The organism is Bradyrhizobium embrapense (genome assembly GCF_001189235.2).
Lineage (GTDB): Bacteria > Pseudomonadota > Alphaproteobacteria > Rhizobiales > Xanthobacteraceae > Bradyrhizobium > Bradyrhizobium embrapense.
The window spans coordinates 429,134-454,060 of sequence record NZ_LFIP02000002.1; the positions used below are offsets into that span (position 1 = coordinate 429,134).

General features: G+C 65.1%; 23 protein-coding genes. 16 read left to right on the top strand and 7 right to left on the bottom strand.

The window, feature by feature from the left end; genetic code table 11:
* Positions 1-101: 101 nt before the first annotated feature.
* Both AKN83_RS09440 and AKN83_RS09445 read right to left on the bottom strand, forming a co-directional pair.
* Complete coding sequence (locus AKN83_RS09440) at positions 102-473, bottom strand: ElaB/YgaM/YqjD family protein (protein ID WP_050405397.1); 372 nt, start codon at positions 471-473, stop codon at positions 102-104.
* Between the two features lie 131 nt (positions 474-604).
* Entirely contained in the window at positions 605-1,717 is a 1,113-nt protein-coding gene (locus AKN83_RS09445) for an AI-2E family transporter (RefSeq protein WP_050405396.1), read from the bottom strand.
* Positions 1,718-1,925: 208 nt separating this feature from the next.
* On the opposite strand from AKN83_RS09445, the gene AKN83_RS09450 reads away from it, so the two are divergent.
* The 3 genes from AKN83_RS09450 (at position 1,926) to AKN83_RS39515 (ending at position 3,681) form a co-directional block, all read left to right on the top strand.
* Positions 1,926-2,756, top strand: a complete 831-nt coding sequence (locus tag AKN83_RS09450) for a L,D-transpeptidase (protein ID WP_050405395.1) — start codon at positions 1,926-1,928, stop codon at positions 2,754-2,756.
* Between the two features lie 25 nt (positions 2,757-2,781).
* Entirely contained in the window at positions 2,782-3,411 is a 630-nt protein-coding gene (locus AKN83_RS09455) for a DUF2865 domain-containing protein (RefSeq protein WP_050405394.1), read from the top strand.
* 114 nt (positions 3,412-3,525) lie between these two features.
* Positions 3,526-3,681: a Thivi_2564 family membrane protein gene (locus tag AKN83_RS39515; RefSeq protein WP_021076357.1), complete on the top strand. Its 156-nt coding sequence runs from the start codon at positions 3,526-3,528 to the stop codon at positions 3,679-3,681.
* 419 nt (positions 3,682-4,100) lie between these two features.
* On the opposite strand, the gene AKN83_RS09460 is transcribed toward AKN83_RS39515, so the two are convergent.
* Together AKN83_RS09460 and AKN83_RS09465 are read right to left on the bottom strand one after the other, a co-directional pair.
* Positions 4,101-6,263 (bottom strand): malate synthase G, encoded by a 2,163-nt coding sequence (locus AKN83_RS09460; RefSeq protein ID WP_050405393.1) that lies wholly within the window; start codon positions 6,261-6,263, stop codon positions 4,101-4,103.
* Positions 6,264-6,403: 140 nt separating this feature from the next.
* Complete coding sequence (locus tag AKN83_RS09465) at positions 6,404-7,621, bottom strand: MFS transporter (protein WP_244521942.1); 1,218 nt, start codon at positions 7,619-7,621, stop codon at positions 6,404-6,406.
* A gap of 92 nt (positions 7,622-7,713) precedes the next feature.
* Between AKN83_RS09465 and AKN83_RS09470 the strand changes: the two genes are divergently transcribed.
* Positions 7,714-8,715 (top strand): AraC family transcriptional regulator, encoded by a 1,002-nt coding sequence (locus tag AKN83_RS09470; RefSeq protein ID WP_050405392.1) that lies wholly within the window; start codon positions 7,714-7,716, stop codon positions 8,713-8,715.
* 143 nt (positions 8,716-8,858) lie between these two features.
* On the opposite strand, the gene cysC is transcribed toward AKN83_RS09470, so the two are convergent.
* Both cysC and cysD read right to left on the bottom strand, forming a co-directional pair.
* On the bottom strand, positions 8,859-10,778 hold the full coding sequence (gene cysC, locus AKN83_RS09475; RefSeq protein ID WP_063695277.1) for an adenylyl-sulfate kinase: 1,920 nt from the start codon (positions 10,776-10,778) through the stop codon (positions 8,859-8,861).
* A 24-nt stretch (positions 10,779-10,802) separates the two neighbouring features.
* A complete protein-coding gene (gene cysD / locus AKN83_RS09480; protein WP_050405391.1) occupies positions 10,803-11,597 on the bottom strand; it encodes a sulfate adenylyltransferase subunit CysD in 795 nt (264 codons plus the stop codon).
* Positions 11,598-11,844: 247 nt separating this feature from the next.
* Between cysD and cysG the strand changes: the two genes are divergently transcribed.
* The 12 genes from cysG (at position 11,845) to AKN83_RS09540 (ending at position 23,317) form a co-directional block, all read left to right on the top strand.
* Positions 11,845-13,296 carry a siroheme synthase CysG gene (gene cysG, locus AKN83_RS09485; protein WP_050405390.1) on the top strand — a complete coding sequence of 484 codons (1,452 nt, stop codon included), beginning with the start codon at positions 11,845-11,847 and terminating at the stop codon, positions 13,294-13,296.
* Complete coding sequence (locus tag AKN83_RS09490) at positions 13,293-13,610, top strand: DUF2849 domain-containing protein (RefSeq protein ID WP_050405389.1); 318 nt, start codon at positions 13,293-13,295, stop codon at positions 13,608-13,610. The genes cysG and AKN83_RS09490 overlap by 4 nt, the downstream gene beginning before the upstream one ends.
* 27 nt (positions 13,611-13,637) lie before the next feature.
* The gene (locus tag AKN83_RS09495; RefSeq protein WP_050405388.1) at positions 13,638-15,293 is read left to right on the top strand and encodes a nitrite/sulfite reductase; all 1,656 of its coding nucleotides are present in this window, start codon (positions 13,638-13,640) and stop codon (positions 15,291-15,293) included.
* Positions 15,280-15,795 carry a DUF934 domain-containing protein gene (locus AKN83_RS09500; protein ID WP_050405387.1) on the top strand — a complete coding sequence of 172 codons (516 nt, stop codon included), beginning with the start codon at positions 15,280-15,282 and terminating at the stop codon, positions 15,793-15,795. Before AKN83_RS09495 ends, AKN83_RS09500 begins: the two co-directional genes overlap by 14 nt.
* Entirely contained in the window at positions 15,792-16,520 is a 729-nt protein-coding gene (locus AKN83_RS09505; RefSeq protein WP_050405386.1) for a phosphoadenylyl-sulfate reductase, read from the top strand. Before AKN83_RS09500 ends, AKN83_RS09505 begins: the two co-directional genes overlap by 4 nt.
* Before the next feature lie 203 nt (positions 16,521-16,723).
* Positions 16,724-17,713, top strand: a complete 990-nt coding sequence (locus tag AKN83_RS09510; RefSeq protein ID WP_050405418.1) for a sulfate ABC transporter substrate-binding protein — start codon at positions 16,724-16,726, stop codon at positions 17,711-17,713.
* Between the two features lie 63 nt (positions 17,714-17,776).
* Positions 17,777-18,583 carry a sulfate ABC transporter permease subunit CysT gene (gene cysT / locus AKN83_RS09515; protein WP_083992039.1) on the top strand — a complete coding sequence of 269 codons (807 nt, stop codon included), beginning with the start codon at positions 17,777-17,779 and terminating at the stop codon, positions 18,581-18,583.
* A gap of 11 nt (positions 18,584-18,594) precedes the next feature.
* On the top strand, positions 18,595-19,557 hold the full coding sequence (gene cysW, locus AKN83_RS09520) for a sulfate ABC transporter permease subunit CysW (protein ID WP_050405384.1): 963 nt from the start codon (positions 18,595-18,597) through the stop codon (positions 19,555-19,557).
* Entirely contained in the window at positions 19,547-20,596 is a 1,050-nt protein-coding gene (locus AKN83_RS09525; protein WP_050405383.1) for a sulfate/molybdate ABC transporter ATP-binding protein, read from the top strand. The genes cysW and AKN83_RS09525 overlap by 11 nt, the downstream gene beginning before the upstream one ends.
* Positions 20,597-20,742: 146 nt before the next feature.
* On the top strand, positions 20,743-21,240 hold the full coding sequence (locus AKN83_RS09530) for a CAP domain-containing protein (protein ID WP_050405382.1): 498 nt from the start codon (positions 20,743-20,745) through the stop codon (positions 21,238-21,240).
* Between the two features lie 106 nt (positions 21,241-21,346).
* Positions 21,347-22,516, top strand: a complete 1,170-nt coding sequence (locus AKN83_RS09535) for a DUF3734 domain-containing protein (protein ID WP_050405381.1) — start codon at positions 21,347-21,349, stop codon at positions 22,514-22,516.
* Between the two features lie 12 nt (positions 22,517-22,528).
* A complete protein-coding gene (locus tag AKN83_RS09540; protein WP_021076374.1) occupies positions 22,529-23,317 on the top strand; it encodes a 3-hydroxybutyrate dehydrogenase in 789 nt (262 codons plus the stop codon).
* A gap of 114 nt (positions 23,318-23,431) precedes the next feature.
* On the opposite strand, the gene AKN83_RS09545 is transcribed toward AKN83_RS09540, so the two are convergent.
* Positions 23,432-24,814, bottom strand: coding sequence for a lipopolysaccharide biosynthesis protein (locus AKN83_RS09545; RefSeq protein WP_157113360.1), 1,383 nt, complete (start codon positions 24,812-24,814; stop codon positions 23,432-23,434).
* Positions 24,815-24,927 lie beyond the last annotated feature (113 nt).

The following is a 24,927-nucleotide window of genomic DNA, read 5'->3' on the forward strand; positions in this document are numbered from 1 at the left end:
AAAAGTCCTGCTTTGAACCTTGCCCTGAAAAGCGCATCGACGAACGCGGTGGCGGCGTGCCAGCGCTGCCATCGCGTCCGGAACGGTGGTTTGCGCATGACCTAGCGCCGCCAGGTGACACCGATCAGAAAGCCGAGGCCGAGCGCCAGGCCGACGGTCGCCAGCGGCCGCTGCGTGATCACCTCTTCCAGCGTTTCCTCGATCGACGATGCAGCCTCCTGTGCCGCGCCCATCATCGCGCTGCCGCGCTCGGTCACGTCGTCGAGCGCCTCTTCCGCGTTGGCGCGCGCGTCCTTGTAGCGGCGGCGGGCCTGCTTGCCGGCGTTGTTGGCGAACGAATTGAGCGCGTCGGTGATCTGTTCGGTGAGAGCTGCGATATCGTTCTTCACGGCAGTGACATCCTTTTCGAGGCGTTCGTAGGTCGCTTTGTCCGTCATGTTCTTGATCCCAAATGTGCTGTCCGTGCTCGACATCGAAAGCTCCCGGAAAACGTGTGTGTTCGGAGAAAAACGCTTCGCACCGCTCAAGGTTCCAGGTACGAAACCGGCTTTGTGGTTCGACGCGTTTTCTCCACGCGAACCGGTGCCCGCTTGAAAACGCTTTGTTAGCCTTCAGGCAGCTGCGGCGAATTGACTGGTATCAAATGCTCTTTAACGATCAGCGCCACGATTAGCAGCGGCGACGACAGGAAGGCGCCCATCGGGCCCCACAGCCAGGTCCAGAATGCGAGCGCGAGAAACACCGCGAGCGCATTCAGCGACAGCCGGCGGCCGACGATCGTCGGCGTCACGAAATGCCCTTCCATGAAGGTCACGACCGCAAAGCAGGCCGGTGCGATCAGCCCCGCGCCGATGGTCGGCGCGGAAATGATGCCGACCGCGACCAGGACCACGAACATCGCGATCGGACCGATGATCGGAATGAAGTTCAGCGTCGCGGCGAGCGCGCCGAGCCCGGCCGGATTGGGCGTGCCGGTCGCCGCGCAGATCACGCCGGTGACGATGCCGACGCCGGCATTGATCATGGTCACCGTCAGCAGATAACTGCCGAGATGGACCTCGATCTCGTTGAGCATGCGCAGCGTGCGCAGCCGCGCCGCGCGATCGCTGAAGGTCATCACCAGCGCGCGGCGCAGATCCGTCCAGCTCGCGATGAACAGGATCAGAGTGGCGATGAACAGCAGGAATTCGGCGAAGGTCGGTGAGACGAATTCCAGCGTCGGCTGCACCCATTCGAATTTCGGCATCTGCAGCGCGGCCAGCGTATCGGAGCCGCCGACCATGCTCTGCAGTTCCTGCCACAGCGCGAGCGGCCGGTCGAACACATGCAGCTTCTGCTTCAGAATCGCGCCGAGTTCGGGCAGCCGCGAGCTCCATTGCATCACCGGCGAGGCGATCAGCCCGACCATGAAGCTGACGGCGGCGCCGACCGCAATCACGATCAGCACGGCGCCGAGCGCACGCGGAATCCGGTAGCGCTCGAGCAGGCTCGCCGCCGGCGACAGCATGGTGCCGACGATGAAGGCCATGGTGATCGGCAGGAAGACCGCGCGCGCCAAATAAAGCACCGCCACCACGACGATCACCAGCAGCGCGACCAGCGCGAAGGCTGTGACCTCGGCGCGGCTGATCACCGGCGGCAGATCGGCTTTGCTGTCGGGGAGGGGCGTGCCTTCGGGCGCGTTGCCAAGCCTACGTTCACCCGGAAAGGCGCGCACAAGACTCCTCCCGAACGGGACAAATGAATTTACGTCAAACTGCGCACGACAACGGCGTCGCCCCGGCAATGGTTCCATCGCGCTCTCGTGAGGGCCGGCGGGTTGACAATCGCGACTTCGCGACGATTCGCAGCGGAACTGTCTGACGGTCACGTGCGTTGGTCTGGCATCGCATCACCATGATGCGCATCCCGTCCAGGGGCAGCACATGACACAGCAGTCTCTCTCCAGCCGCCGGCTTGCGTCGCGCGCCGCGCGCACCGTTGCTCGTAATCTTGCCTTCACCAGCATCCTCTTGGCGACGCCGTTCATGGTCGCCAATTCGGCCAGCGCCCAGGTCCGCTCTTCCGCGCTGGGCTATGCGTCGACCCAGACGGGCGGATTTCCCTCCGACGAGGTGATGAGTGATCCTTCGGCCGTGGGCACCGAGGACGGCGCGCTGCCGGAGCGGCTGCGCCGCACCACCGTCGCGCTCAACACGTCGGAGGCGCCCGGCACCATCATCATCGATACCGGCAACACCGCGCTCTATTATGTGCTCGGCGGTGGCCGGGCGATCCGCTACGGCGTCGGCGTCGGCCGCGAGGGCTTCACCTGGGCTGGCACCCAGACCATCAGCAACAAGGCGGAATGGCCGGACTGGCATCCGCCGGCCGAGATGATCAAGCGCCAGCCCTATCTGCCGCGCTTCATGGCCGGCGGCCCGGGCAATCCGCTCGGCGCCCGCGCGATGTATCTCGGCTCCAGCGAGTACCGCATCCACGGCACCAACGATCCCTCGACCATCGGCAAGTTCGTCTCCTCGGGCTGCATCCGCCTGACCAATGAGGACGTCACCGACCTGTTCAATCGCGTCAATGTCGGCACCAAGGTCGTGGTGCTGCCGAAGAACGGGCCGCATCTCGCCGCCCGCGAGCTCGGTCCGAGTACGACGCAGATCTCTGTCCGCCCCGCGCCGATGCAGCCGCGCCCCGCCGTGATGACGCTGCCGTCCGGTCGTCAGGCGGTGAACATTCCGACCGGTGCCTCGTTGTACTGAGGAGTGTTGTGGCGCGAGGTCGGTGATGGTGAAACGACATTCCAGGCGGTTGGCGTTCGGGGCGGCGGCATTGCTCGGACTTTCGCTGGCGCCCGCGGCGCAAGCCCAGGATTTCTTCTCGCAATTGTTCGGCGGCTTCATGCAGGGCCGCCCGCCGGTCATCCGGGTGCCGTTCGATGATGGCCCGGCGCCGGTGCCGCGGACCGAACGCCGCGCGCGCTATGACGGCGGCCAGGCCTATTGCGTGCGCACCTGCGACGGCCGTTATTTCCCGCTGGCTGCGACCGGCAACCAGAGCAAGGCGGAGAGCTGCAACAGCTTCTGCCCGGCGAGCGCGACCGAAGTGGTCTATGGCGGCAACATCGACAACGCCGCGACCGAGGACGGCAAGCCGTATTCCGAGCTGCCGAACGCATTCCGTTATCGCGACGAGATCGTCTCGGGCTGCACCTGCAACGGCAAGGACACTGTCGGGCTCGCCGCGGTCAAAATCGAGGACGATCCGACCTTGCGCAAGGGTGACATCGTCGCCGGCAAGGACGGATTGATGTCGGTCGGCCGCCCCGACCGCCGCGGTGCGTCGCTCAACTTCACGCCGGCGCCGGATCGCATCCGCGCCAGGTATGAGCGCGCGCCTGTGCTGGCGCGCGAATAGCCTCGCTTGCGCAAGCGGCGGCCAGCCCCGGTTCCGTCATCGGGAACCGACCTTCCCTTCGCACGTTAGCAAACTGCGAACAGCACATTCACCGATGCCATCAGGGGGCCCCGCATGCTCGTCGGCGTACTCGTCACTTTCCTTGTCATTATTCTGGTTCTTTATCTCATCAACATGTTGCCGCTCGACGGCCGCGCCAAGCAGATCGCGCGCGTCGTGGTCATCATCATCGGCATCGTCTCGCTGCTGAAGTATTTGGCGGTTTTCTAGCTTCGTCGCTTCGCTCCTCGCAATGACGTGGATGCACCGCCGTCATCGCCCGGCCTGTACGCAATTGCGCACATGGACCGGGCGATCCGGTAAGCCGCGGCCTTTCGGCTCAAGCACTGCGGCCTCTGGAATACTGGGTCACCCGCCTGCGCGGGTGATGACACTGAGCAAGCAAAGCAATCACGCCGTCACCCCCGGAGCCGCCAATGGCGCATCCCGCGTACAGGCTGCACAATTTCGGAATAGTAAAATATTACCGCTGATATGCTCGACGAGGCAGGTTGCCGGGCCCGCCGGCTACTGTGCATGGGGTTGTTTTCGATATTTTGGTTGGCCGCCCCCTGCGACGGCGGGCGCGGCGCCAAAAAAAGCCCCGGCTCGCGCCGGGGCTTTGCTCAATCGTTGCGATCGCTCGCGGATCAACCCGCAGCCTTGGCCTCGCGGCGGCGCGCGGTGAGGATGTATTCGGTGTAGCCGTTTGGCTGGGTGCGCCCCTCGAAGATCAGGTCGCAGGCCGCCTTGAAGGCCACGCCGTCGAATGAAGGCGCCATCGGCTTGTAGAGCGCATCGCCGGCGTTCTGCTTGTCGACGACGACGGCCATGCGCTTCAGCGATTCCATCACCTGATCCCGGGTGATGACGCCCTGATGCAGCCAGTTCGCCAGATGCTGGCTCGAGATGCGCAGCGTGGCGCGGTCTTCCATCAGGCCGACATCGTGGATGTCGGGCACCTTGGAGCAGCCGACGCCCTGGTCGATCCAGCGCACGACGTAGCCGAGGATGCCCTGGCAGTTGTTGTCGATCTCCTGCTTCACATCGTCGGGCGCCCAGTTCGACTGCGACACCGGAATGGTGAGGATGTCTTCGAGCTTGGCGCGCGGCCCGCCTTTGGCGAGCTCCTGCTGGCGGGCGATCACGTTGACCTGGTGATAGTGCAGGGCGTGCAGCGTGGCTGCGGTCGGCGACGGCACCCAAGCGGTGGTGGCGCCGGCCTGCGGATGGCCGATCTTCTGCGCCAACATGTCGGCCATCTTGTCGGGCGCGGCCCACATGCCCTTGCCGATCTGGGCATGGCCGGGCAGGCCGTCGAGCAGGCCGTTGTCGACGTTCCAGTCCTCATAGGCCTTGATCCAGGGCTGCGCCTTCATGTCGTTCTTGCGGATCATCGGACCCGCTTCCATCGAGGTGTGGATCTCGTCGCCGGTGCGGTCGAGGAAGCCGGTGTTGATGAACATGATGCGCTTGGAGGCGCGCTGGATGCAGGCCTTGAGGTTGACCGTGGTGCGGCGCTCCTCGTCCATGATGCCGACCTTCAGCGTATTCTCCGGCAGGCCGAGCATCTTCTCGACTTCGGCGAACAGGTCGCAGGTCAGCGTCACTTCGTCGGGACCGTGCATCTTCGGCTTGACGATATAGGCCGAGCCGGTGCGGCTGTTCCTGACCTTGGAATTGCCCTTGAGGTCGTGGATCGCGAGCAGGCCGGCGACCGCGGCGTCGAGCAGACCCTCGGGAATCTCCTCGCCCTTGGCGTCGAGCACCGCGTCGGTGAACATGTGGTGGCCGACATTGCGCATCAGCAGCAGGCTGCGGCCGTGCAGCTTCAGCTCGCTGCCGTCGGGCTTCTTGTAGACGCGGTCGGGATTGAGCGAGCGGGTCAGCGTCTTGCCGCCCTTCTCGAAATCGGCCGACAGCGTGCCGTTCATCAGGCCGAGCGTGTTGCGATAGACCAGCACCTTGTCCTCGGCGTCGACCGCGGCGACCGAGTCTTCCATGTCGAGAATGGTGGAGGCCGCCGATTCCAGGATCATGTCGGCGACGCCGGCCGGATCGTCCTTGCCGATGACGTGGCTACGGTCGATCTTGACCTCGACATGCATGCCGTTGTTGACGAGCAGGATCGCGGTGGGCTGGGCGGCATCGCCCAGATAGCCGGCGAACTGGGCGGCGTTCTTCAGCGCGGTCGAATTGCCGCTCTTCAGCTTGACCGAGAGCTGACCCGCGATCACGGCATAGGAGGTCACGTCGGTGTGGCTTCCGGTCGCGAGCGGCACGGCGGCGTCGAGGAACGCCTTGGCCTTCGCGATCACCTTGTCGCCGCGAGCCTTGTTGTAGCCACGGCCAGTCTCGCTCGGATCATGCGGGATCGCATCGGTGCCGTAGAAGGCGTCGTACAGCGAACCCCAGCGCGCGTTGGCGGCGTTCAGCGCGTAGCGGGCGTTGGTGAGCGGCACCACCAGCTGCGGGCCGCAGATCTTGCCGATTTCCTCGTCGATATTGGCGGTCTCGACCTTTTGGGTCGCGGGCTCGGGCAGCAGATAGCCGATGTCCTTGAGGAACGCGGTGTAGGCGTTGATGTCGAATGCCTTGCCCTTGTTGGCGCGATGCCAGTCGTCGATCTTGGCCTGCAAGGTGTCGCGGACCGCGAGCAGCTCGCGGTTCTTCGGGCCGAGCTTCTGGATGATGGCGGCGAGTCCTGCCCAGAACGCGTCCGGCGCGATCCCGGTTTTCGGCGTCGCCTCCTTGGCGATGAAATCGAACAGGACAGGGGCGATCTTCAATCCATGGGCATCGACACGAGTCATGATGGGCTTTCTCAAAGAAATGGGGCGTTTAGGCGCTGCTTTCGAGCGAAATCAGCAAAAAACGCGCCAAAGGGCCGCGTTCACGGCCCTTTTAGCCTTAAAGCCACGGCTCTGAGAAGGCCCCTTTCCCCGAGTGCCGCTCAGGGCGCCCTGGTCCGCACCTTGCTGGCGATCAGCAATGCGGCGAGCACCAGGGGAATTGCGCCCGCCACGAACACGGCCGGCGCGCCCATCACATCAAGCACAAGGCCGCCGCCCGCTGCGCCCATGGTGATGCCGAGAAAGATCGAGGCCACGGTCAGTCCAGTGCCGCTTTCGGTTTCATCGGGCACCATGCGGGTGATCCAGGTCGTGGTCGCGACCGGCACGCCGCTGAAGGCGAAGCCCCACAGCGCGACCAGCGCGAGCGCCGGAATGACGTCCTTGCCGTAGACCGAGAGCAGCAGGCCGAGCGCGCTGATCGCCAGCGGCATCGCGATCAGCGTGAGCTTGAGATTGCGCTCGGCCATCAGCCCGCTGGCGAAGGAGCCGACATAGTTGGCGACGCCGAAAGCCAGCAACGTCGCCGCGACGCCGGCCGCGCCAAGTCCGGTCACGCTTTCAAGGAAGGGCCGGATATAGCCGAAGTAACCGAAGTGTCCGGTGAACACCAAGGTTGCCGCCAGGATGCCGGCACCGATCCCCGGCCGTGTCAGGATGTCGACCAGGGTGTCGAGCCCGGCTTCTCCCTTCGGCGCCAGACGCGGCAACGCAAGCGCCTGCACGACGAACACTGCTGCGCCCAATGCGGTCGCGAGCAGGAACACGATGCGCCAGCTCGCGACCTCGCCGAGATAGCTGCCGAGCGGAACGGCGATGATCATCGCAGCGGGAATGCCGCTCATCACGATCGACAGCGCCCGTGCAACCAGCGATGGCGGCACCAGCCGGATTGTTGTCGCCGCCGCCATCGCCCAGAAGCCGCCGATGGCGAGGCCGAGTACGATGCGCGCGGCCAGCAGGAACGTGATGTTCGGCGCCAGCGCCACCAGCAGGTTGGAGATGACGAGGAGAATCGAGAAGCTCAGCAGCACCGGCTTGCGATTGAAGCTGCGCGTCAGTCTCGGCGTGAACAGCGCGCCGACCAGACCGGCGAGCGAGGTCGCGGTCACCGCCTGGCCGGCAAGGCCCGGACTGACACCGAGGTCCCTCGCCATCGGCGTCAGCACGCCGGACGGCAGGAACTCCGCCGTCAGCAGTGCCGTGACTCCAAGCATCATGGCAACGACGGCGCCCCAGGCGGGCTTGTCAGCAACCCCGAGCGCGACGTCGCCCGGCATCAGCGCAACGGCATCGGCCTGCGCCAGGGCGGGGTCCACTTCTTGATCCATTGACCGAAACTTCCATCTTATGTTGCACCGCCGCAGACATAGGCTGGAGGTTTTGGACAAGCTATGCCATAAACGCCCGAATGTTTGATCGTTCGTCCAGATCGTCCGCCGCCGATACGACCGACGCCGTCGTCGACCTGGTCAGCGAATTGCTGCTCGGCATGCGGCTCGAGGGCGTTCACTATCGTCGGGTCGAGACGCGAGCGCCGTTCGGGTTTCGCTTCGAAACCCCGTACGGGCGGGCGCAATTCCACTTCGTTGCCCATGGCACGGCACTGCTGCGTTACGCCGACGCGACGCTGCTTCCGCTCGGTTGCGGTGATGCGATCTTCCTGCCACGCGGCGGCGCGCATGATCTTGTCTCGGGGCCGGATGAGCCGAGTTGCGACGTCGAGAGTTTCGAGACCAAGACGCTGTGCGGCAATGTCGATGTGACGTCGGCGTGCCCGGAAGGATGCCCGCAGGACGATCAGGTCCTGGTCTTCAGCGCCTGCATGAATTTCGATCTCGGCGGCATGCGCCCGCTGATCGCGCTGATGCCGGAGGTGATGCGGGCCGACACGTTGCTTGTGCGCCAGCCGGAAATCGAACCGATGCTGAAGGCGATGGAACGCGAGACCTGCACGCCGCGGGCCGGCTCGGTCGGCGTGATGGCGCGTCTCGCCGACGTTCTTGCCGCGTCGATCGTGCGTGGCTGGGTCGAATGCGGCGGCGACACCGCGATGGGCTGGTTCGAGGCCTTGCGCGATCCACGGCTCGGCCGCGCGATCGGCGCGCTGCACCGCGCGCCCGGCCGCAACTGGACTGTCGCTGAGCTGGCGGCGGAGGCGGGCTGCTCGCGCTCGCTGTTCGCCGAACGCTTCCAGTCGATGACCGGGCAATCGCCACTGCGCTACCTTGCCGAACTGCGCATGCGCCTAGCGACGCAATGGATCGAGCATGAGCGCCAGCCGATCGATGTGATCGCGCAGCGGCTCGGCTATGCATCGCAGGCGGCCTTCAGCCGCGCGTTCAAGCGTATCACCGGGCAATCGCCGGGGATGGTGCGGAACGCGGGCGGGAGCCGCCGCGCGGCGGAATAGGCAACCGAACCGATTCCTTTGACACCGCCGTCATGCCCGCTTCAAGCGGGGCATCCAGTGCGCCGCGGCCTTTCCGCTTGAGCACCGGCGTCTCTGGAATACTCGGTCGTCCGGTCGAGCCGGACGACGACAGTTGAGCAAGGTTAGATATTTGCCGCGAGGTCGGACACTTCGTCGAACAGGATGCCGGTCTCTGCAAGCATCCGCTCGATCTCGTCGGTGGCGTCGCTGACCGAGCGGTTCGAGGTGTCGATGGTCAGTTCATTGCCGGTCGGCGGCTGGTAGTCGTTGGTGATGCCGGTGAAGGACGGCAATCCGCCGGAGCGCGCCTTGGCGTAATGACCCTTGGGATCGCGGGTCTCGCAGATCTCGGCAGGCGTCGCGACATAGATTTCGCGGAACGCGCTGTCGGCGATGCGGCGCGCCGCCGCGCGGTCGGCGGTCGAGGGCGAGACCGCGGCGACGATCGCGATATGGCCGTTGCGCGCCAGATGGGTCGCGACCTCGGCGAGGCGGCGGATGTTTTCGCTGCGATCCTGCGGCGAGAACCCGAGATCATTGTTGAGGCCCGCGCGCAGCGTATCGCCGTCGAGCAGAATGGGCGAGCCGCCATTGCTGAACAGCCGCCGCTCCAGCGCCCGCGCCAGGGTCGACTTGCCCGAGCCGGGCAGGCCGGTCAGCCAGACCACCGCGCCATTGTGATGATAGCGCGCCGAGCGCTCGTCCGGCCGCAGCGCGGATTCCACCGGCACGATGTCGATCGGCACCGCAGGCCGGCCGGCGTCGACCGACAGCACGAGGCCGCCGCCGGCGATGCGGCCGTTGACCTCGATCACGAGGCGCCCAGTGCGTGGATTATCGGTATAGGGATCGGTCGCAACCGGCTGTGCCAGAGAGATGTCGATCTCGCCGACATGGTTGCGCGCGATCGCGGTGTTCTCTTCGTTGGACAGTGCGCCGGGATCGATCGCCTTTTCGATCGCGACCACGGTGGCGCGGGTTTCCTTGGTGCCGAGCCGGATCAGGATCTGCTCGCCCCTGGTCAGCGGCTTGTCGTGCAGCCAGAAGATCCGCGCGCGGATGCGGCGGGTGTCGCGCGGGCTTTGCCCGCTATGTCCGATGATGTCGCCGCGCTCGAGGAACAGCTCGCGGTCGAGCGTGATACCGACCGAGCGCCCGGCGCCCTGGGGGCCGTCGACCGGTGTCACCGGCCAGCTCTCGACCGTCTTGATCCTGGCGATCTTGCCCGTAGGCATGATGACGATCTCGTCGCCGGCCTTCAGGCTGCCGGACTCGACGCGGCCCGCCACGATGCGGCGGTCGTCGAACTTGTAGATCGCCTGCACCGGCAGACGCAGCGGCAGCTCCGCCAGCGGCCTTGCCGGCTCGAGCGCGTCGAGCGCCTCGACCACGGTCGGTCCCTTGTACCATCCGATCCGCGGCGTGTGTTCGGCAACGCCGTCACCGTCACGCGCGGAAATCGGGACCACGGCGGTCGGCGTCACGCCGAGGCCGATCAGATGCGACGAAATCTCCGCGCTGATCTCCTTGAAACGGTCGGCGCTGAAATCGACCCGGTCCATCTTGTTGACGACGACCGCGACCTGCTTCACGCCGAGCAGATGCAGGAGATAGCCGTGCCGCCGCGTCTGCGAGCGGACGCCTTCGAGCGCGTCGATGATCAGCACCGCGCCGTCGGCCTGCGAGGCGCCGGTGATCATGTTGCGCAGGAACTCTGCGTGGCCGGGCGCGTCGATCAGCACGACGTCGCGCGAGCGCGTGCGAAAGCGGATCTGGGTGGTGTCGATGGTGATGCCCTGGTCGCGCTCGGTCTGCAGCGCGTCGAGCAGGAACGACCATTCGAACGGCATGCCGCGCCGCGCGCTGACCGCCTTCAGCATTTCCAGCTTGCCGTCCGGCAGACTGCCGGTCTCATGCAGCAGGCGGCCCACCAAGGTGGACTTGCCGTGGTCGACATGGCCGACGATGACGATGCGCACCTGGGGACGCGTGGTGCCGTTGGGAGTTGCCGAGATCGAGGCGGTGGGGAGAATCATATTCATCAGAGCACTCACGCCAGACTGGGATCAGAGATAGCCGGCGACACGCAGCCGCTCGAACGCATCCTCGGTTTCGTGGTCGAGCGCGCGGCCGGCGCGCTCCGGAATCCTGGTGTTCTCGAGTTCAGCCAGGATTTCGTCGATGCTCGATGCGGTCGACGCCACCGGATTGGTGATGTCCTGATCCCCCAGCGAGCGATAGCGCTTGCCGTCCTTGGCGAGATAGAGCGGAATGATCGGAATGCCTTCGCGCTTGGTGTAGGCCCAGATGTCGGCCTCGGTCCAATGCAGGATCGGATGGATACGCAGATGCGCGCCTTGCGGCGGCGAGGCGTTGAAGTGATCCCAGAATTCCGGCGGCTGGTCGCGCACGTCCCATTCGCCTTCGAGGCCGCGCGGCGAGAACACGCGCTCCTTGGCACGCGTCGCCTCCTCGTCGCGGCGGATGCCGGCGATCAATCCGTCAAAGCCATACTTGTTGAGTGCGAGCTTCAGCCCCTCGGTCTTGCGCGCCGCGGAGCGCGCCGCCGGCGGCAGGGTCGGGTCGACGCTGTCGATCGGCGGGCAGGGCTCGACGCGCAGGTCGAGATCCCATTCCTTGCCGAAGCGATCGCGGAACTCATACATTTCCGGAAACTTCTTGCCGGTGTCGACATGCATGGCCGGGAACGGGACGCGGCCGAAGAACGCCTTGCGCGCCAGCCAGATCATGACATTGGAGTCTTTGCCGAGCGACCACAGCAGCGCGAGCTTCTTCAGCCGGGCGAACGCCTCGCGCAGAATGTAGATGCTCTGGGCCTCCAGCTCATCGAGATGATCCATGGACGGGGGCGCCTGATGGGCGGGAATCCCCGGCACGGAAGATGCACTGCTAAGGGCTGCGGACCGCGTTCCGGCAGCGACGGATTCGTTGTCGAGAAGATGCATCTCTTGGCCTTGGCCTGTGGAGTTGAAAATTCTAAAGTTGCGCCGCAATAGAGAAGAAATAATTTTCTCTTTGCCGGGCTTGATCGAGAGATAAATAGAAAATAATTTCAGTCAACCCCCAAATTGGGGAAGCGAGTGTCTGATGCGATATCTGCCGGTGTTTCTGGATCTGCAAAGCGGCAAGGTGCTGCTCGTTGGAGCGGGCGAGCTCGTGCGCGCCAAGCTGCGGCTGCTCGCAGCTGCCGGTGCCGCGGTTCGCTGGTACGCCACCGACGGCAATCATGAACTCGCGGGCATCGCGGCGGAGGACGCCGCGCGCATCGAGCACGCCGAGGGCGATCCGCTCACAGCCGATCTCTCTGATGTCATCGCCGTGCTCTGCGCCGGCGCAGGCGACATCGGTATCGCGATGTCGGTGCGCGCCAAGGCGATCGGCCTGCCGGTCAACGTGATGGACGACCTCGTACATTCCACCTTCATCATGCCCGCGATCGTCGATCGCGGCGATGTCGTGGTCGCGGTCGGCACCGGCGGCACGTCGCCGGTGGTGGCGCGGCGCATCCGCGAGAAGATCGAGGCGGTGCTGCCGGCGCGGATCGGCGATCTCGCCGGCTTCATCGGCCGCTTCCGCAAATCGATGCATGCGCGGATCGAAGAGTTTCCGCTGCGTCGCCGCTTCTGGGAGCGCATCGTCGACGGCCCCGTCGGCGCGCTGGTGCTGGCCGGCCGCAGGGACGAGGCCGAGCAGGCCCTGAATGCGATCGGCGATCCCGCCGCATTCGCCGGCGCTGATCGTGACGGCAAGGCCGTTGGTCATGTGACCTTGGTCGGCGCCGGTCCCGGCGACCCGGATCTGCTCACCGTGAAGGCGCTGCGCGCGCTGCAGGACGCCGACGTCGTGTTCCATGACGAATTGGTGTCACCTGAAATTCTCGACCGCATCCGGCGCGATGCGACGCGGATTCCGGTCGGCCGCCGTGTCGGCAAGCCCGGCATCGGCCAGGACGCGATCAACCGCCTGATGATCGAGGCCGCGCAGTCGGGTCAGCGTGCGGTGCGGCTGAAGGGCGGCGATCCCTTCATCTTTGGCCGCGGCGGCGAGGAAATCGAGGCGCTGCGCGACGCCGGCGTCGCCTACTCCATCATTCCCGGCGTCTCCGCCGGCCTCGGCGCGGCCGCGCAATTCGAGGTGCCGCTGACCTTCCGGCACGAGGCCCTGCGCATCACCTTCCTCACCGCGCACAAGGCGCGCGATGCCGAAGTCGTCGACTGGTCGGTGCTGACAGACAAGAAGATGACCGTCGTCGTTTACATGGGCATGACGGCGGCGCCCGCGATCCGTGAACGCATGCTGGCCGCGGGCCGCTCGCCCGAGACGCCGGTCGGCGTGTTCGCGCGCGTGACGCGGCCGGACGCCAAGGCGGCGGTCGGCACGCTGGCGCGGCTGCCCGAGCTGGTCAAACAGGTCGATGGCGGTCCCGCCGTTCTCATCATCGGCGACGTGGTCGCGCATTCCGCGCCGTGGGGCCGATCCAACGTCACCCAATTGTTCTCCAACCAGATGTTCTCCGAACTGCTGAAAGCTGCCGAATGACCTCTCCGCTCGAACAGAAGAAAATCAGGATCACCGGCCCCTCGGTGGTGACCGCCAACCGGACCTGGGATGGTGCCGTCGTGTACCGAACCGCCAAGCACGGCTGGTCCACCGAACTCTCCGACTCCGCGATCGTGACGACGTCTGACGAGGCCCGCGCGCTTTTGGCCGAGGCCACCGCCGACGACCTCGGCGCGGTCGGGCCCTATATCGCACCGGTCGAGCTCAAGGATGGCGGCAAGGTCAAGCCGGGCAACCTCCGCGAACACATCCGCGCCAAGGGCGTCACCATCGATCTCCAGGTTCCCGCGTAAGGCGCGCCGGCGTAAGGCTTATCGAACATGTATGCTTATGACGAACTCGACCGCACGCTGATCAACGAGCGTGTTTCGGAATTCCGCGACCAGGTGAAGCGCCGCCTCTCCGGCGAGCTCACCGAGGACGAATTCAAGATCCTGCGCCTGCAGAACGGCGTGTACTTGCAGCTGCACGCCTACATGTTCCGCGTCGCGATCCCCTACGGCACGCTGTCGTCGAAGCAGCTGCGCCGGCTCGCCCATGTCGCGCGCCGCTACGATCGCGGCTATGGCCACTTCACCACGCGGCAGAACATCCAGTTCAACTGGATCAAGCTCGCCGAGCTGCCGGATGCGCTGGCCGATCTCGCCGAGGTCGGCATTCACGCGATGCAGACCTCCGGCAACAACATGCGCAACGTCACCTCGGACCAGTGGGCCGGCGTCGCGCCGGGCGAGATCGAGGATCCGCGGATCTGGTCGGAGCTGATCCGCCAGCACACCACGCTGCATCCGGAATTCTCGTTCCTGCCGCGCAAGTTCAAGATCGCGATCACCGCTGCCGAGCACGACCGCGCCGCGATCAAGATCCACGACATCGGGCTTCGCCTGCACAAGAACGCCGACGGCGAGACCGGCTTCGAGGTGCTGGTCGGCGGCGGCCTCGGCCGCACCCCGTTCATCGCCAAGACCATCAAGCCGTTCGTCCCCGGCCGCGATATCCTGAGCTACATCGAGGCGATCCTGCGCGTCTACAACCAGTACGGCCGCCGCGACAACATCTACAAGGCACGTATCAAGATCCTGGTGCACGAGCTCGGCATCGAGAAGTTCGCCAAGGAGGTCGAGGAGGAGTGGAAGGCGATGGGCGATGTCGGGCTGACGCTCGATCACGCCGCCATCGAGGAGGTGCGCTCGCGGTTCTCCTATCCGGCTTACGAAAAGCTGCCGCACATGCCGGACGAGCTGAAGCAGGCCGCGCATGACAAGCTGTTCGAGCGCTGGCGCAAGAACTCGGTGTCGCCGCACAAGGTGCAGGGCTATTCGATCGTGACGCTTTCGCTGAAGCCGGTCGGCGGTCCGCCCGGCGATGCCACCGCCGAGCAGATGGATGCGGTCGCCGACCTCGCCGACAAATATTCGTTCGGCGAGATCCGCGTCGGTCACGAGCAGAACCTGGCGCTGCCGCACGTCGCCAAGCGCGACCTGCCGGCCCTGTTCAAGGCGCTCGACCGCCTCGGCCTCGCGACGCCGAACGTCAACCTCGTCACCGACATCATCGCCTGCCCGGGGCTGGACTACTGCTCGCTGGCCAATGCGCGCTCGATCCCGATCGCGCAGGAGCTGACGCGCCGGTTCGCCAACCACGACACCGCCGATCTGATCGGTCGGCTGCACATCAACATCTCCGGCTGCATCAATGCCTGCGGCCATCACCATGTCGGCCACATCGGCATTCTCGGCGTCGAGAAGAACGGCGAGGAGTTCTACCAGATCACGATCGGCGGCCGCGCCGACGAGAACGCGCAGTTGGGCACCTTGATCGGCCCGGCCGTTCCCTATGCGGAAGTCGCCGACGTGATCGAAGACATTGTCGAAGCCTATCTCGCGCTGCGCGACCGTCCCGAGGAATTGTTCGTCGATACGGTGAAGCGTCTGGGCGTCGAGCCTATCAGGGAGCGGGTCTATGCCACTCGTTAAGCAGGGAAGAATCACGACCGACCTGTTCGTCCACGTCGCCGACGGCGCCGAACTGCCCGGCGACGGCGCGGTGCTGGTGACGGCCGAGCGCTTTCTCGCCGATCCCGAGGCGCTGCTGCGCCGCACCGGCAAGGTCGGCGTGATCTGGCCGAACAACCGGAGCCTCGACGAACTGGTGCCGCATCTCGATCGTTTGGCCTCGGTCGCGCTGGTGTTCCCGACCTTCCGCGACGGCCGTGCCTACAGCCAGGCGCGCCTGCTGCGCGAGCGCCATGGCTATGATGGCGAGCTGCGCGCCACCGGGCAGATCCTGCGCGACCAGTTCGTGTTCATGGCGCGCGCCGGCTTCGACGCCTTCGAGGTGAAGAAGGACGCCGACGCCGATGCGTTCGCCGCGACCATGAAGCGCTATTCGGTGTTCTACCAGCCGACCGGCGACGGCCGCGTCACCGCACTCAACCGCCGCATGCAGCTGCGTCACTCGGAGAGCGCCGGCCAGTGAACACACTTGCACCAGAGCTCGCAGTGGCGCCGGCCGCATTGCCCGCGGCCGATGCGCTCGATCGCGCGCTGCGCAAGGCATCGCCCGCCGAGATAATCGCCGCCGCATTGAAGACGGTCGGCCGCGACAAGCTGGCGCTGGTGTCGTCATTCGGCACCGAGTCCGCCGCGCTGCTCAAGGTGATGGCGGATGTCGATCCGGCGATCCCGGTGGTGTTCCTCGACACCGGCTGGCTGTTCGAGGAGACGCTGGCCTATCGCGACACGCTGATCAAGACGCTTGGCCTCACCGACGTGCGCTCGATCAAGCCCGACGAAGAGGCGCTGTCGCGTCTCGATCCGGACCGCGAGCTGTGGTTCAGCGATCCCGACGCCTGCTGCCGCATCCGCAAGGTGGAGCCCTTGGCGCGCGCGTTGAAGCCGTTCGCCGGCTGGATCAACGGCCGCAAGCGCTTCCAGGGCGGTGCCCGTGCCGATATTCCGGTCGTCGAGGACGACGGCGTCAGGCTGAAATTCAATCCGTTTGCCAACGTCTCGCGCGAGGAGATCGAGGCGATCTACGCGCTCGGCGGACTGCCGTCGCATCCACTTGTCGCATCGGGATATCAGTCGGTCGGGTGTATGCCTTGCTCGAGCCGGTCCGCAGCCGGCGAGGATGCGCGCGACGGCCGCTGGCGCGGCCGCGGCAAGACCGAATGCGGCATCCATACAATGAAGATGTCGTAGGGCACGACGCTAGGGGCTCGATCGCGATGATCATCCATCGCAATCGAGCGACGCGACAAAGCCTTCGCAGCGCAGCGGCTTCGTAGCACAAGCGCGCTGCGCCGCCGAAAACAAAGAAAACCGGTTTCGTTGACTTAAAGCCACTTCGCCGTGAGTTATGTCTTGTTTGTTCCCTGACATTCTCAGGTTGAATGGAGACCGAAATGATCCGTCGTTTGCTGCCGCTGGTCGCGGGATTATTGTGGGCGAGCTCGGCCTTTGCGGCCGACTATTCGCTGCTGAACGTGTCCTACGACCCGACGCGCGAACTCTATGTCGACTTCAACAAGGCGTTCGCCGCGGCCTACCAGAAGGAAACCGGCAAGAGCGTCGAGATCAAACAGTCGCATAACGGATCGGGTGCGTCCTCGCGCAGCGTGATCGACGGCTTGCAGGCCGATGTCGTCACCCTGGCGCTGGCCTACGACATCGACGCGATTGCAGCCAAGGGCCTGATCGCCGCTGATTGGCAGAAGCGGCTGCCGCTGAACGCCTCGCCCTACACGTCGACCATCGTCTTCCTGGTCCGGAAGGGCAATCCCAAGGGGATCAAGGATTGGGATGATTTGATCAAGCCCGGCGTTGCCGTGATCACGCCGAACCCGAAGACCTCGGGTGGCGCGCGCTGGAACTATCTGGCTGCCTGGGGCTACGCGCAGAAGAAGTTCGGTTCGACCGACAAGGCGAAGAAATTCGTCGCCGACCTCTACCAGAACGTCCCGGTGCTCGACACCGGCGCGCGCGGCTCGACCGTGACCTTCGTCGAGCGCGGCGTCGGCGACGTGCTGCTCGCCTGGGAGAACGAAGCTTTCCTGGCGCTGCGCGAATTCGGTGCGGACAAGTTCGAGATCGTGGCGCCGCCGCAGTCGATCCTGGCCGAACCGCCGGTCGCCGTCGTCGATAAGGTTGCCGATCAAAAGGGTACCCGCGCCGTCGCCGAGGCTTATCTGAAATACTGGTACACCAAGGAAGGCCAGGAGATCGCCGCGCGCAATTCTTACCGGCCACGCGATCCGGAGATCGCCAAGGAGTACGAAAAATCCTTCGCCAAGGTCGAACTTTTCACCATCGACGACGTTTTCGGTGGTTGGACCAAGGCGCAGAAGGAGCACTTCGCCGAGGGCGGCATCTTCGATCAGATCTACAAGAACTGAGCGTGATCTAGCCCGGGTCGAACAGGGGGATATGTGAGCACAGCGGTTGCAAGGCGCAGCACCCTGCCGGGGTTCGGTCTCACCATGGGACTGACCCTGACATGGCTCTCCGTCATCATCCTGATTCCGCTGGCTGCGCTGTTCCTCAAGACCTTCGAGCTCAGTCTCGATCAATTCTGGAGCATCGTCACCAGCCGCCGCACCCTGAACGCGCTGAAGATTTCGTTTGGGCTTTCGTTTGCGGCCGCCTGCGTCAATCTGGTGACGGGCACCATCATCGTCTGGGCGCTCGTGCGCTACCGCTTTCCGGGCCGGCGGCTGTTCGATGCGATCGTCGATATTCCGTTCGCGCTGCCGACGGCGGTCGCCGGCGTCGCGCTGACGCAGCTGTTCGCCCAGAAGGGCTGGCTCGGCGCGCCGCTCGCCGAGCTCGGCATCAAGGTCGCGTTCACGCCGATCGGCATCTTCATCGCGATGATCTTCATCGGCATTCCCTTCGTGGTGCGCACGGTGCAGCCGGTGCTGATCGATCTCGATCCCGAGATCGAGGAAGCGGCGGCGAGCCTTGGGGCCAATCGCTGGCACACCGTGTTTCGCGTCATCCTGCCGAGCCTGATCCCGGCGCTGCTCACCGGATTTGCGCTCGCCTTCGCCCGCGCCATCGGTGAATACGGCTCGGTGATCTTCATCGCCGGCAATCTGCCGAACGTGTCCGAGATCGCGCCGCTCCTGATCGTGATCCGGCTGTCCGAATTCCGCTATGCCGATGCCACCGCGATCGCAGTCGTGATGCTGGTCGCCTCGTTCCTGATCATCTTCCTGATCAACCGCCTGCAGCGCTGGGCGCAAGCCCGCATCCCCGTGCATTGAGGTCTCAGGATATGTCGATGCAGACCGGATTGGCGACCTCGACCACACAGCTGCGGACCTACGCGCCCGCGACCGATGTCAGCGTCGCAGCGCCTGCGCCGCGGCTCGATGTCGCGCGTACCGAGCCGGTCACCACGCTGCGCAATCCGCGCACCGAGCCGGGTCCGATCCGCCTCATCATCATCGCGCTCGCGATCGCCTTCCTCAGCGTCTTCGTGGTGCTGCCGCTGGTCGTCGTATTTGCCTCGGCGTTATCGAAGGGCGTCGTCGCCTATTTCGCGGCGCTGGCCGAGCCCGAGGCGCTCGCCGCGATCAAGCTGACGCTCTTGATCGCCGCGATCTCGGTCATGCTCAACCTGGTGTTCGGCGTGGTAGCGGCCTGGGCGATCTCGAAATTCGAATTCAACGGCAAGACCTTCCTGATCACGCTGATCGACCTGCCGTTCTCGGTCTCGCCGGTGATCTCGGGTCTGGTGTTCGTGCTGCTGTTCGGCGCTCAGGGCTATTTGGGTCCATGGCTGCAGGCGCACAACGTCCACATCCTGTTCGCGGTGCCCGGTATCGCGCTGGCGACGATCTTCGTCACTTTCCCGTTCGTGGCGCGCGCGCTGATCCCCCTGATGCAGGAGCAGGGCACCCAGGAGGAGGAGGCGGCGATCTCGCTCGGCGCCTCCGGCCTGCAGACCTTCTTCCGCGTCACGCTGCCCAACATCAAATGGGGCCTGCTCTACGGCGTTCTGCTCTGCAACGCGCGCGCGATGGGCGAGTTCGGCGCGGTGTCCGTCGTCTCCGGCCACATCCGCGGCGAGACCAACACGATGCCGCTCCTGGTCGAGATTCTCTACAACGAATATCAGTTCGTGGCGTCGTTCGCGATCGCATCGCTGCTGGCGATGCTGGCGCTGATCACGCTGGTGGCGAAGACCGTTCTCGAGCGGCGGCTCGACGAGGCAGAGGTGCCCGATGGCGATTGAAGTCAAGAATATCGTAAAGCGGTTCGGCAGCTTCGCCGCGCTCGACAATGTCGATCTCAAGGTCGCCGATGGCGAGCTGTTGGCGCTGCTCGGCCCGTCCGGCTCCGGCAAGACGACGCTGCTGCGGATCATCGCAGGGCTCGACTGGCCCGACGCCGGCGAGGTCGCGATCGACGGCGAGAACGCGCTCTCGCGCGGCGCCAGCGAGCGCCAGGTCGGATTCGTGTTTCAGCACTATGCTTTGTTCCGCCACATGACGGTGTTCGAGAACGTCGCCTTCGGCCTGCGCGTGCAGCCGCGCGCGATCCGCAAGGACGAGGCGACGATCCGCGCCCGCGTCAAGAACCTGCTCGATCTGGTGCAGCTCGATTGGCTCGCCAACCGCTATCCCAGCCAATTGTCCGGCGGCCAGCGGCAGCGCATCGCGCTGGCGCGTGCGCTCGCGATCGAGCCGCGGATCCTGCTGCTCGACGAGCCGTTCGGCGCGCTCGACGCCAAGGTGCGCAAGGAGCTCCGGCAATGGCTGCGCTCGCTGCACAACGAGATCCACGTCACCTCGATCTTCGTCACCCACGACCAGGAGGAGGCGCTCGAAGTCGCCAACCGCGTCGTGGTGATGGACAAGGGCAAGATCGAGCAGATCGGCTCGCCCGGCGAGGTCTATGACAATCCGGCGACCGCCTTCGTGCACGGCTTCATCGGCGAATCCATCGTGCTGCCGGTCGACGTGGCCGGCGACGCGGTGCGGCTGGACGGCCGTCCCTTGAACATTCCCGCCTTGGGCGCCGCGTCCGGCGCGGCCAAGCTGTTCGTCCGCCGCCACGACATGGCGGTCGGTCCGGCGGGAACCGGGGCCCTGGAAGGCGCCATCCGGCATGTCCGCTCGTTCGGTCCGATCCAGCGCGCCGAGGTGGCCCTCGCCGGCAGCGAGGGCAAGACTGTGATCGAGATCGACGCCCCTCGCGACCGCGAGTTGCAGGCCGGCGAAATCGTCTCGCTGCAGCCCCGCCGCTACCGGATATTTGCCGCCCAGGGGTAACGCCCAAACGCTGCTTCAAACACCCCCCTGAAAAGTCTCGTAGCCTGGGGATCGGTGGCTATTGATGGCCAAAAGTTAGCCCCTGTTCACCATTCAGCCACGGTTGGTATGCAACAACGGCGGGCCAACCTTGGGGGTTTTCAGTAGTGAAACGGACGACGGTCGCCCTGTTCGGGCTTCTGGTGCTTGCCGGCTGCGGCACAGAGACCAAAATCCCGGAAGAACCGGCCATGTATCTCAACATGGCGCAGCCCGGCGCCGTGCTGGACAGCCAGGCGGCTGCGATCATGTTCTCGCAGTACCGCCAGAACAATGGCCTCGGCACCGTCGTTGTCGATCCCGATCTGACCAGGCTCGCCGAGCAGCAATCGCAGGCGATGGCCGCCCGCAACAAGATGGACCATGATGTGAAGGCCCCGCTCGGCAAGCGGCTGGAGGCCGGGGGCTACCCGGCAACCGTCGCGGTCGAAAACATCTCGGCCGGCTATCACACCTTGGCGGAAGCCTTTTCGGGCTGGCGCGATTCACCGCCGCACAAGGCCAATATGCTGAAGAGCGGTGTCACAAAAATGGGCATCGCGGCCGTCTATGCTCCGAATACCAAATACAAGGTGTTCTGGACGCTCATTTTGGCGGCAACCTGACCCGCGATAAATTCCGCGTGAACTCCCTTCCGCTTCTCGTTGATTGACGCCGCTGCGAACAGCCGCCACGGTGCGGCCTCAAGTCATTTGAACCGAACGGTTACGAATGGATACTTCGGATTCCGCGCCCGGCTCGACGCCGGCGCAAGCGCAGCGGGTGCTGGTTCTCCAGGGCGGCGGTGCGCTCGGCTCCTATCAGGCCGGCGCCTTCCAGGCGCTCTGCCATGCAGGCTTCGAGCCGGAATGGATCGCCGGCATCTCGATCGGCGCCATCAATGCCGCGATCATCGCCGGCAACGAGCCGGACCAGCGCGTGCCGCGGCTGAAGGAATTCTGGGAGATGGTGTCGGCGCCGGTGCCGTGGAATCCGGTCTCCAAACATGAGCGCGCCCGCTCGCTGTTCAACGAGACCTCTGCCGCCATCATCGCGACCTTCGGCGTGCCCGGGTTTTTCACGCCGCGGATTCCGCCGGCGCCGCTGTGGCCGCCCGGCAGCTCGCAGTCGCTGAGCTATTACGACACCGCGCCCCTGAAGAAGACGCTGGAGCGTCTCGTCGACTTCGATCGCATCAACGATCTGAAGACGCGGCTGTCGGTCGGCGCGGTCGGCGTCACCTCGGGCAACTTCCGCTATTTCGACAATTACGAGTTCAAGAAGCTCGGCAAGAGGATCGGCCCCGAACACATCATGGCATCGGGCGCGCTGCCGCCGGGCTTTCCCGCCGTCGTGATCGAGGGCGAGCATTACTGGGACGGCGGCATCGCCTCCAACACGCCGCTCGACTTCGTGCTCGATGAGGAGACCAGCCGCGATCTCCTGATCTTCCAGGTCGACCTGTTCAGCGCGCGCGGGCCGTTGCCCGAGACGCTGCTGGAGGCCGCCGAGCGCGAAAAGGACATCCGCTATTCCAGCCGGACGCGGATGAACACCGACAAGAACAGGCAGATCCACAACGCGCGCATGGCGGTGCGCGACCTGATCGGCAAGCTGCCCGATTACCTGAAGAACGATCCGTCGGTCGAACTGCTGCGCAAGGCGTCCAAGGAGAACACCGTCACGGTGGTTCACCTGATCTACAAGAGCAAGAATTACGAGTCCTCGTCGAAGGACTACGACTTCTCCCATGTTGCGATGGTCGAGCATTGGGGCGCGGGCGTTCGCGACGTGCATTTGTCGATGCGTCACAAAGAATGGCTAGAACGCCCGCAGTCCGGGGAAACCATGGTGACTTACGATCTCACGGGGGATGAACCCACACCCCCCGCAAGCAAATAGGAGCGAAGAGCAATGGGTACGTTGACAGGCAAGACCGCCGTTGTGACCGGCTCGACCAGCGGCATCGGATTGGCGTATGCGCGCGCCTTCGCCGGCGCCGGCGCCAATATCGTGCTCAACGGCATGGGCGTGCCGGCGGACATCGAGAAGGAGCGTTCCGGCATCGAGACCGACTTCAAGGTAAAGGCCGTGCATTCGCCGGCCGATATGACCAAGCCGGCCGAGATCGCCGACATGATCGCGCTTGGCGAGAAGACCTTCGGTTCGGTCGACATCCTCGTCAACAATGCCGGCATCCAGTTCGTGTCGCCGATCGAGGAATTCCCGCCGGAGAAGTGGGAAGCGATCATCGCGATCAATCTGTCGTCGGCGTTCTACGGCATCCGCGCCGCGGTGCCCGGCATGAAGAAGCGCGGCTGGGGCCGCATCATCAACACCGCCTCGGCGCACTCGCTGGTCGCCTCGCCGTTCAAGTCGGCCTATGTCTCGGCCAAGCACGGCATCGCCGGCCTTACCAAGACGGCGGCGCTCGAGCTCGCGCAGTTCAAGATCACCTGCAATTGCATCTCGCCTGGCTATGTCTGGACGCCGCTGGTCGAGCACCAGATTCCGGAGACCATGAAGGCGCGCAACATGACCAAGGAGCAGGTCATCAAGGACGTGCTGCTCGCCGCCCAACCCACCAAGGAGTTCGTCACCTCCGAGCAGGTCGCAGCCCTCGCGCTGTTCCTGTGCGGCGACGATGCCGCGCAGATCACCGGCGCCAACCTCTCGATCGACGGCGGCTGGACCGCGGAGTAGTTTTCCGGCGGGATTTGTCGGCCCAAGAACAAGCCGGCCCTGATTGGATCAGGGCCGGCTTTTTCTTTCGACCTGATGATCGCCGCGGGCGGTCAGGCATCCGGCCCGGCAATGCTACGGCGCCGACCGCCGTTTCCCGAACGCCAGCACGTGCAGCCCGAGCCGCGAGCGCACCACGACGAACAGCAGGATGGTCTCGAAGGTCAGCGACAGCGAGGTCGAGGCGGCTGCGCCCATGCCGCCATAGCGTGGCACCAGCGCGATGCAGAGCCCGACATTCATGAAAAACGACACCGCATAGGCGGTGGCGCAGATGCTCTGATGGCCGAGCATGTTCAGCAGCCGCTCCACCGGCCCGATCGCCGAGCGCACCACGAGTCCGATCGCGGCAACGAACATGATACCGTAGCCGTCGACGAATTTCGGGCCGAACAGCCACAGCAGCGGCTTGCCGAATGCGAGCAGGGCGATGGTCGCGAGCAGCGAGGGCCAGAACGTCCAGCTGATGGCGTGTGCGACATAGGCCGACAGCCGCTCCTTGTCGCCGAGCGCGTTGTATTCGGCGAACCGATGCGCCGTCGTCGCCGACATCGCGTAGTGCACGAACGACACCAGCGCCAGCGTCTTCACCACGGCGAAATAGATGCCGACCTCCTCGGAGGAGCGGAATTGCTGCAACATCAGCACGTCGGTGTAGCCAAGCAAGAGATAGAAGCTCTCGACCAGCATGATCGGCAGCGAGATCGCGAACCAGCCCCTGAGGTCGTAGGTCTTCTCGCCCGCGCCGAGATGGGCCTTGAGGCGGCGGTTCAGCACGATCATCTGGCCGATCGCCGCGATGTACACGGCTGCGGCACTCGCGATCATCGCAGCCGTCGCCCCGAGATTGAGGCCGAGCGCCAGCGCGCCGGCGGTGAGCGCGATGATCAGCCCCTGCCGCACGATGAACTGCGGCATCAGGCCGAGCTGCATCCAGTCATGCGCGCGCGAGATGCCGTCCTGGGTATTGGCGACCACGAAGGGCGGCAATGTCAGGCAGCCGATATAGAGCGGCACGACCGCGTTGGGATCGATCCAGGGCGAGGCGAAATGGATCACGCCGGCGAGCAGCAACGCCACCGTGCTGGAGGCGGCAAGCACCACCCAGCGGCCGCCGGAGAGGAAGCCGCGCAGCGCGGCGAGGTCGCCGCGCGCACGATATTCCGGAATGATCTTCTGGGAGGACGGCGCGATGCCGAAGTCCATCGTGCTGCCGAGCAGCAATACCCAGGTCCAGACATAGACATAGATGCCGTAGTCCGAGCCGCTCATCCAGCGCGCCAGCAGGATCTGCGCGAGATAGGCGATGGCGGCGCTGACGACGCGGATGACGAAGATCATGCCGGCGAGGCGCTTGGTGACCGACGCCTCCTTCGTGCCGCCGAGCAGGCGCGCGGCAAGGTCGCGCAAGCGTGCGGCCGGCCCCGATGGCGCAGAGGTTGCGGGTTGTGTTTCCATCACAGCCAAGGCGGAAAATTCCTAAAGCGCCGCAAGGCGGCAATGGCCCCGATCTATCAACGAAACGTTAAGATTGGGTTGGGTGACGGATGTTCCCTTCGTCCTGGCGAAAG

Excerpts from the sequence above, each read along its gene's own strand:
- AKN83_RS09440 (WP_050405397.1), bottom strand. The coding sequence starts at position 473 with ATGTCGAGCACGGACAGCACATTTGGGATCAAGAACATGACGGACAAA.
- AKN83_RS09450 (WP_050405395.1), top strand. The coding sequence starts at position 1,926 with ATGACACAGCAGTCTCTCTCCAGCCGCCGGCTTGCGTCGCGCGCCGCG.
- AKN83_RS09455 (WP_050405394.1), top strand. The coding sequence starts at position 2,782 with ATGGTGAAACGACATTCCAGGCGGTTGGCGTTCGGGGCGGCGGCATTG.
- AKN83_RS39515 (WP_021076357.1), top strand. The coding sequence starts at position 3,526 with ATGCTCGTCGGCGTACTCGTCACTTTCCTTGTCATTATTCTGGTTCTT.
- AKN83_RS09460 (WP_050405393.1), bottom strand. The coding sequence starts at position 6,263 with ATGACTCGTGTCGATGCCCATGGATTGAAGATCGCCCCTGTCCTGTTC.
- AKN83_RS09470 (WP_050405392.1), top strand. The coding sequence starts at position 7,714 with ATGTTTGATCGTTCGTCCAGATCGTCCGCCGCCGATACGACCGACGCC.
- cysC (WP_063695277.1), bottom strand. The coding sequence starts at position 10,778 with ATGAATATGATTCTCCCCACCGCCTCGATCTCGGCAACTCCCAACGGC.
- cysD (WP_050405391.1), bottom strand. The coding sequence starts at position 11,597 with ATGGATCATCTCGATGAGCTGGAGGCCCAGAGCATCTACATTCTGCGC.
- cysG (WP_050405390.1), top strand. The coding sequence starts at position 11,845 with ATGCGATATCTGCCGGTGTTTCTGGATCTGCAAAGCGGCAAGGTGCTG.
- AKN83_RS09490 (WP_050405389.1), top strand. The coding sequence starts at position 13,293 with ATGACCTCTCCGCTCGAACAGAAGAAAATCAGGATCACCGGCCCCTCG.
- AKN83_RS09495 (WP_050405388.1), top strand. The coding sequence starts at position 13,638 with ATGTATGCTTATGACGAACTCGACCGCACGCTGATCAACGAGCGTGTT.
- AKN83_RS09500 (WP_050405387.1), top strand. The coding sequence starts at position 15,280 with ATGCCACTCGTTAAGCAGGGAAGAATCACGACCGACCTGTTCGTCCAC.
- AKN83_RS09510 (WP_050405418.1), top strand. The coding sequence starts at position 16,724 with ATGATCCGTCGTTTGCTGCCGCTGGTCGCGGGATTATTGTGGGCGAGC.
- cysW (WP_050405384.1), top strand. The coding sequence starts at position 18,595 with ATGTCGATGCAGACCGGATTGGCGACCTCGACCACACAGCTGCGGACC.
- AKN83_RS09525 (WP_050405383.1), top strand. The coding sequence starts at position 19,547 with ATGGCGATTGAAGTCAAGAATATCGTAAAGCGGTTCGGCAGCTTCGCC.
- AKN83_RS09535 (WP_050405381.1), top strand. The coding sequence starts at position 21,347 with ATGGATACTTCGGATTCCGCGCCCGGCTCGACGCCGGCGCAAGCGCAG.
- AKN83_RS09540 (WP_021076374.1), top strand. The coding sequence starts at position 22,529 with ATGGGTACGTTGACAGGCAAGACCGCCGTTGTGACCGGCTCGACCAGC.
- AKN83_RS09545 (WP_157113360.1), bottom strand. The coding sequence starts at position 24,814 with ATGGAAACACAACCCGCAACCTCTGCGCCATCGGGGCCGGCCGCACGC.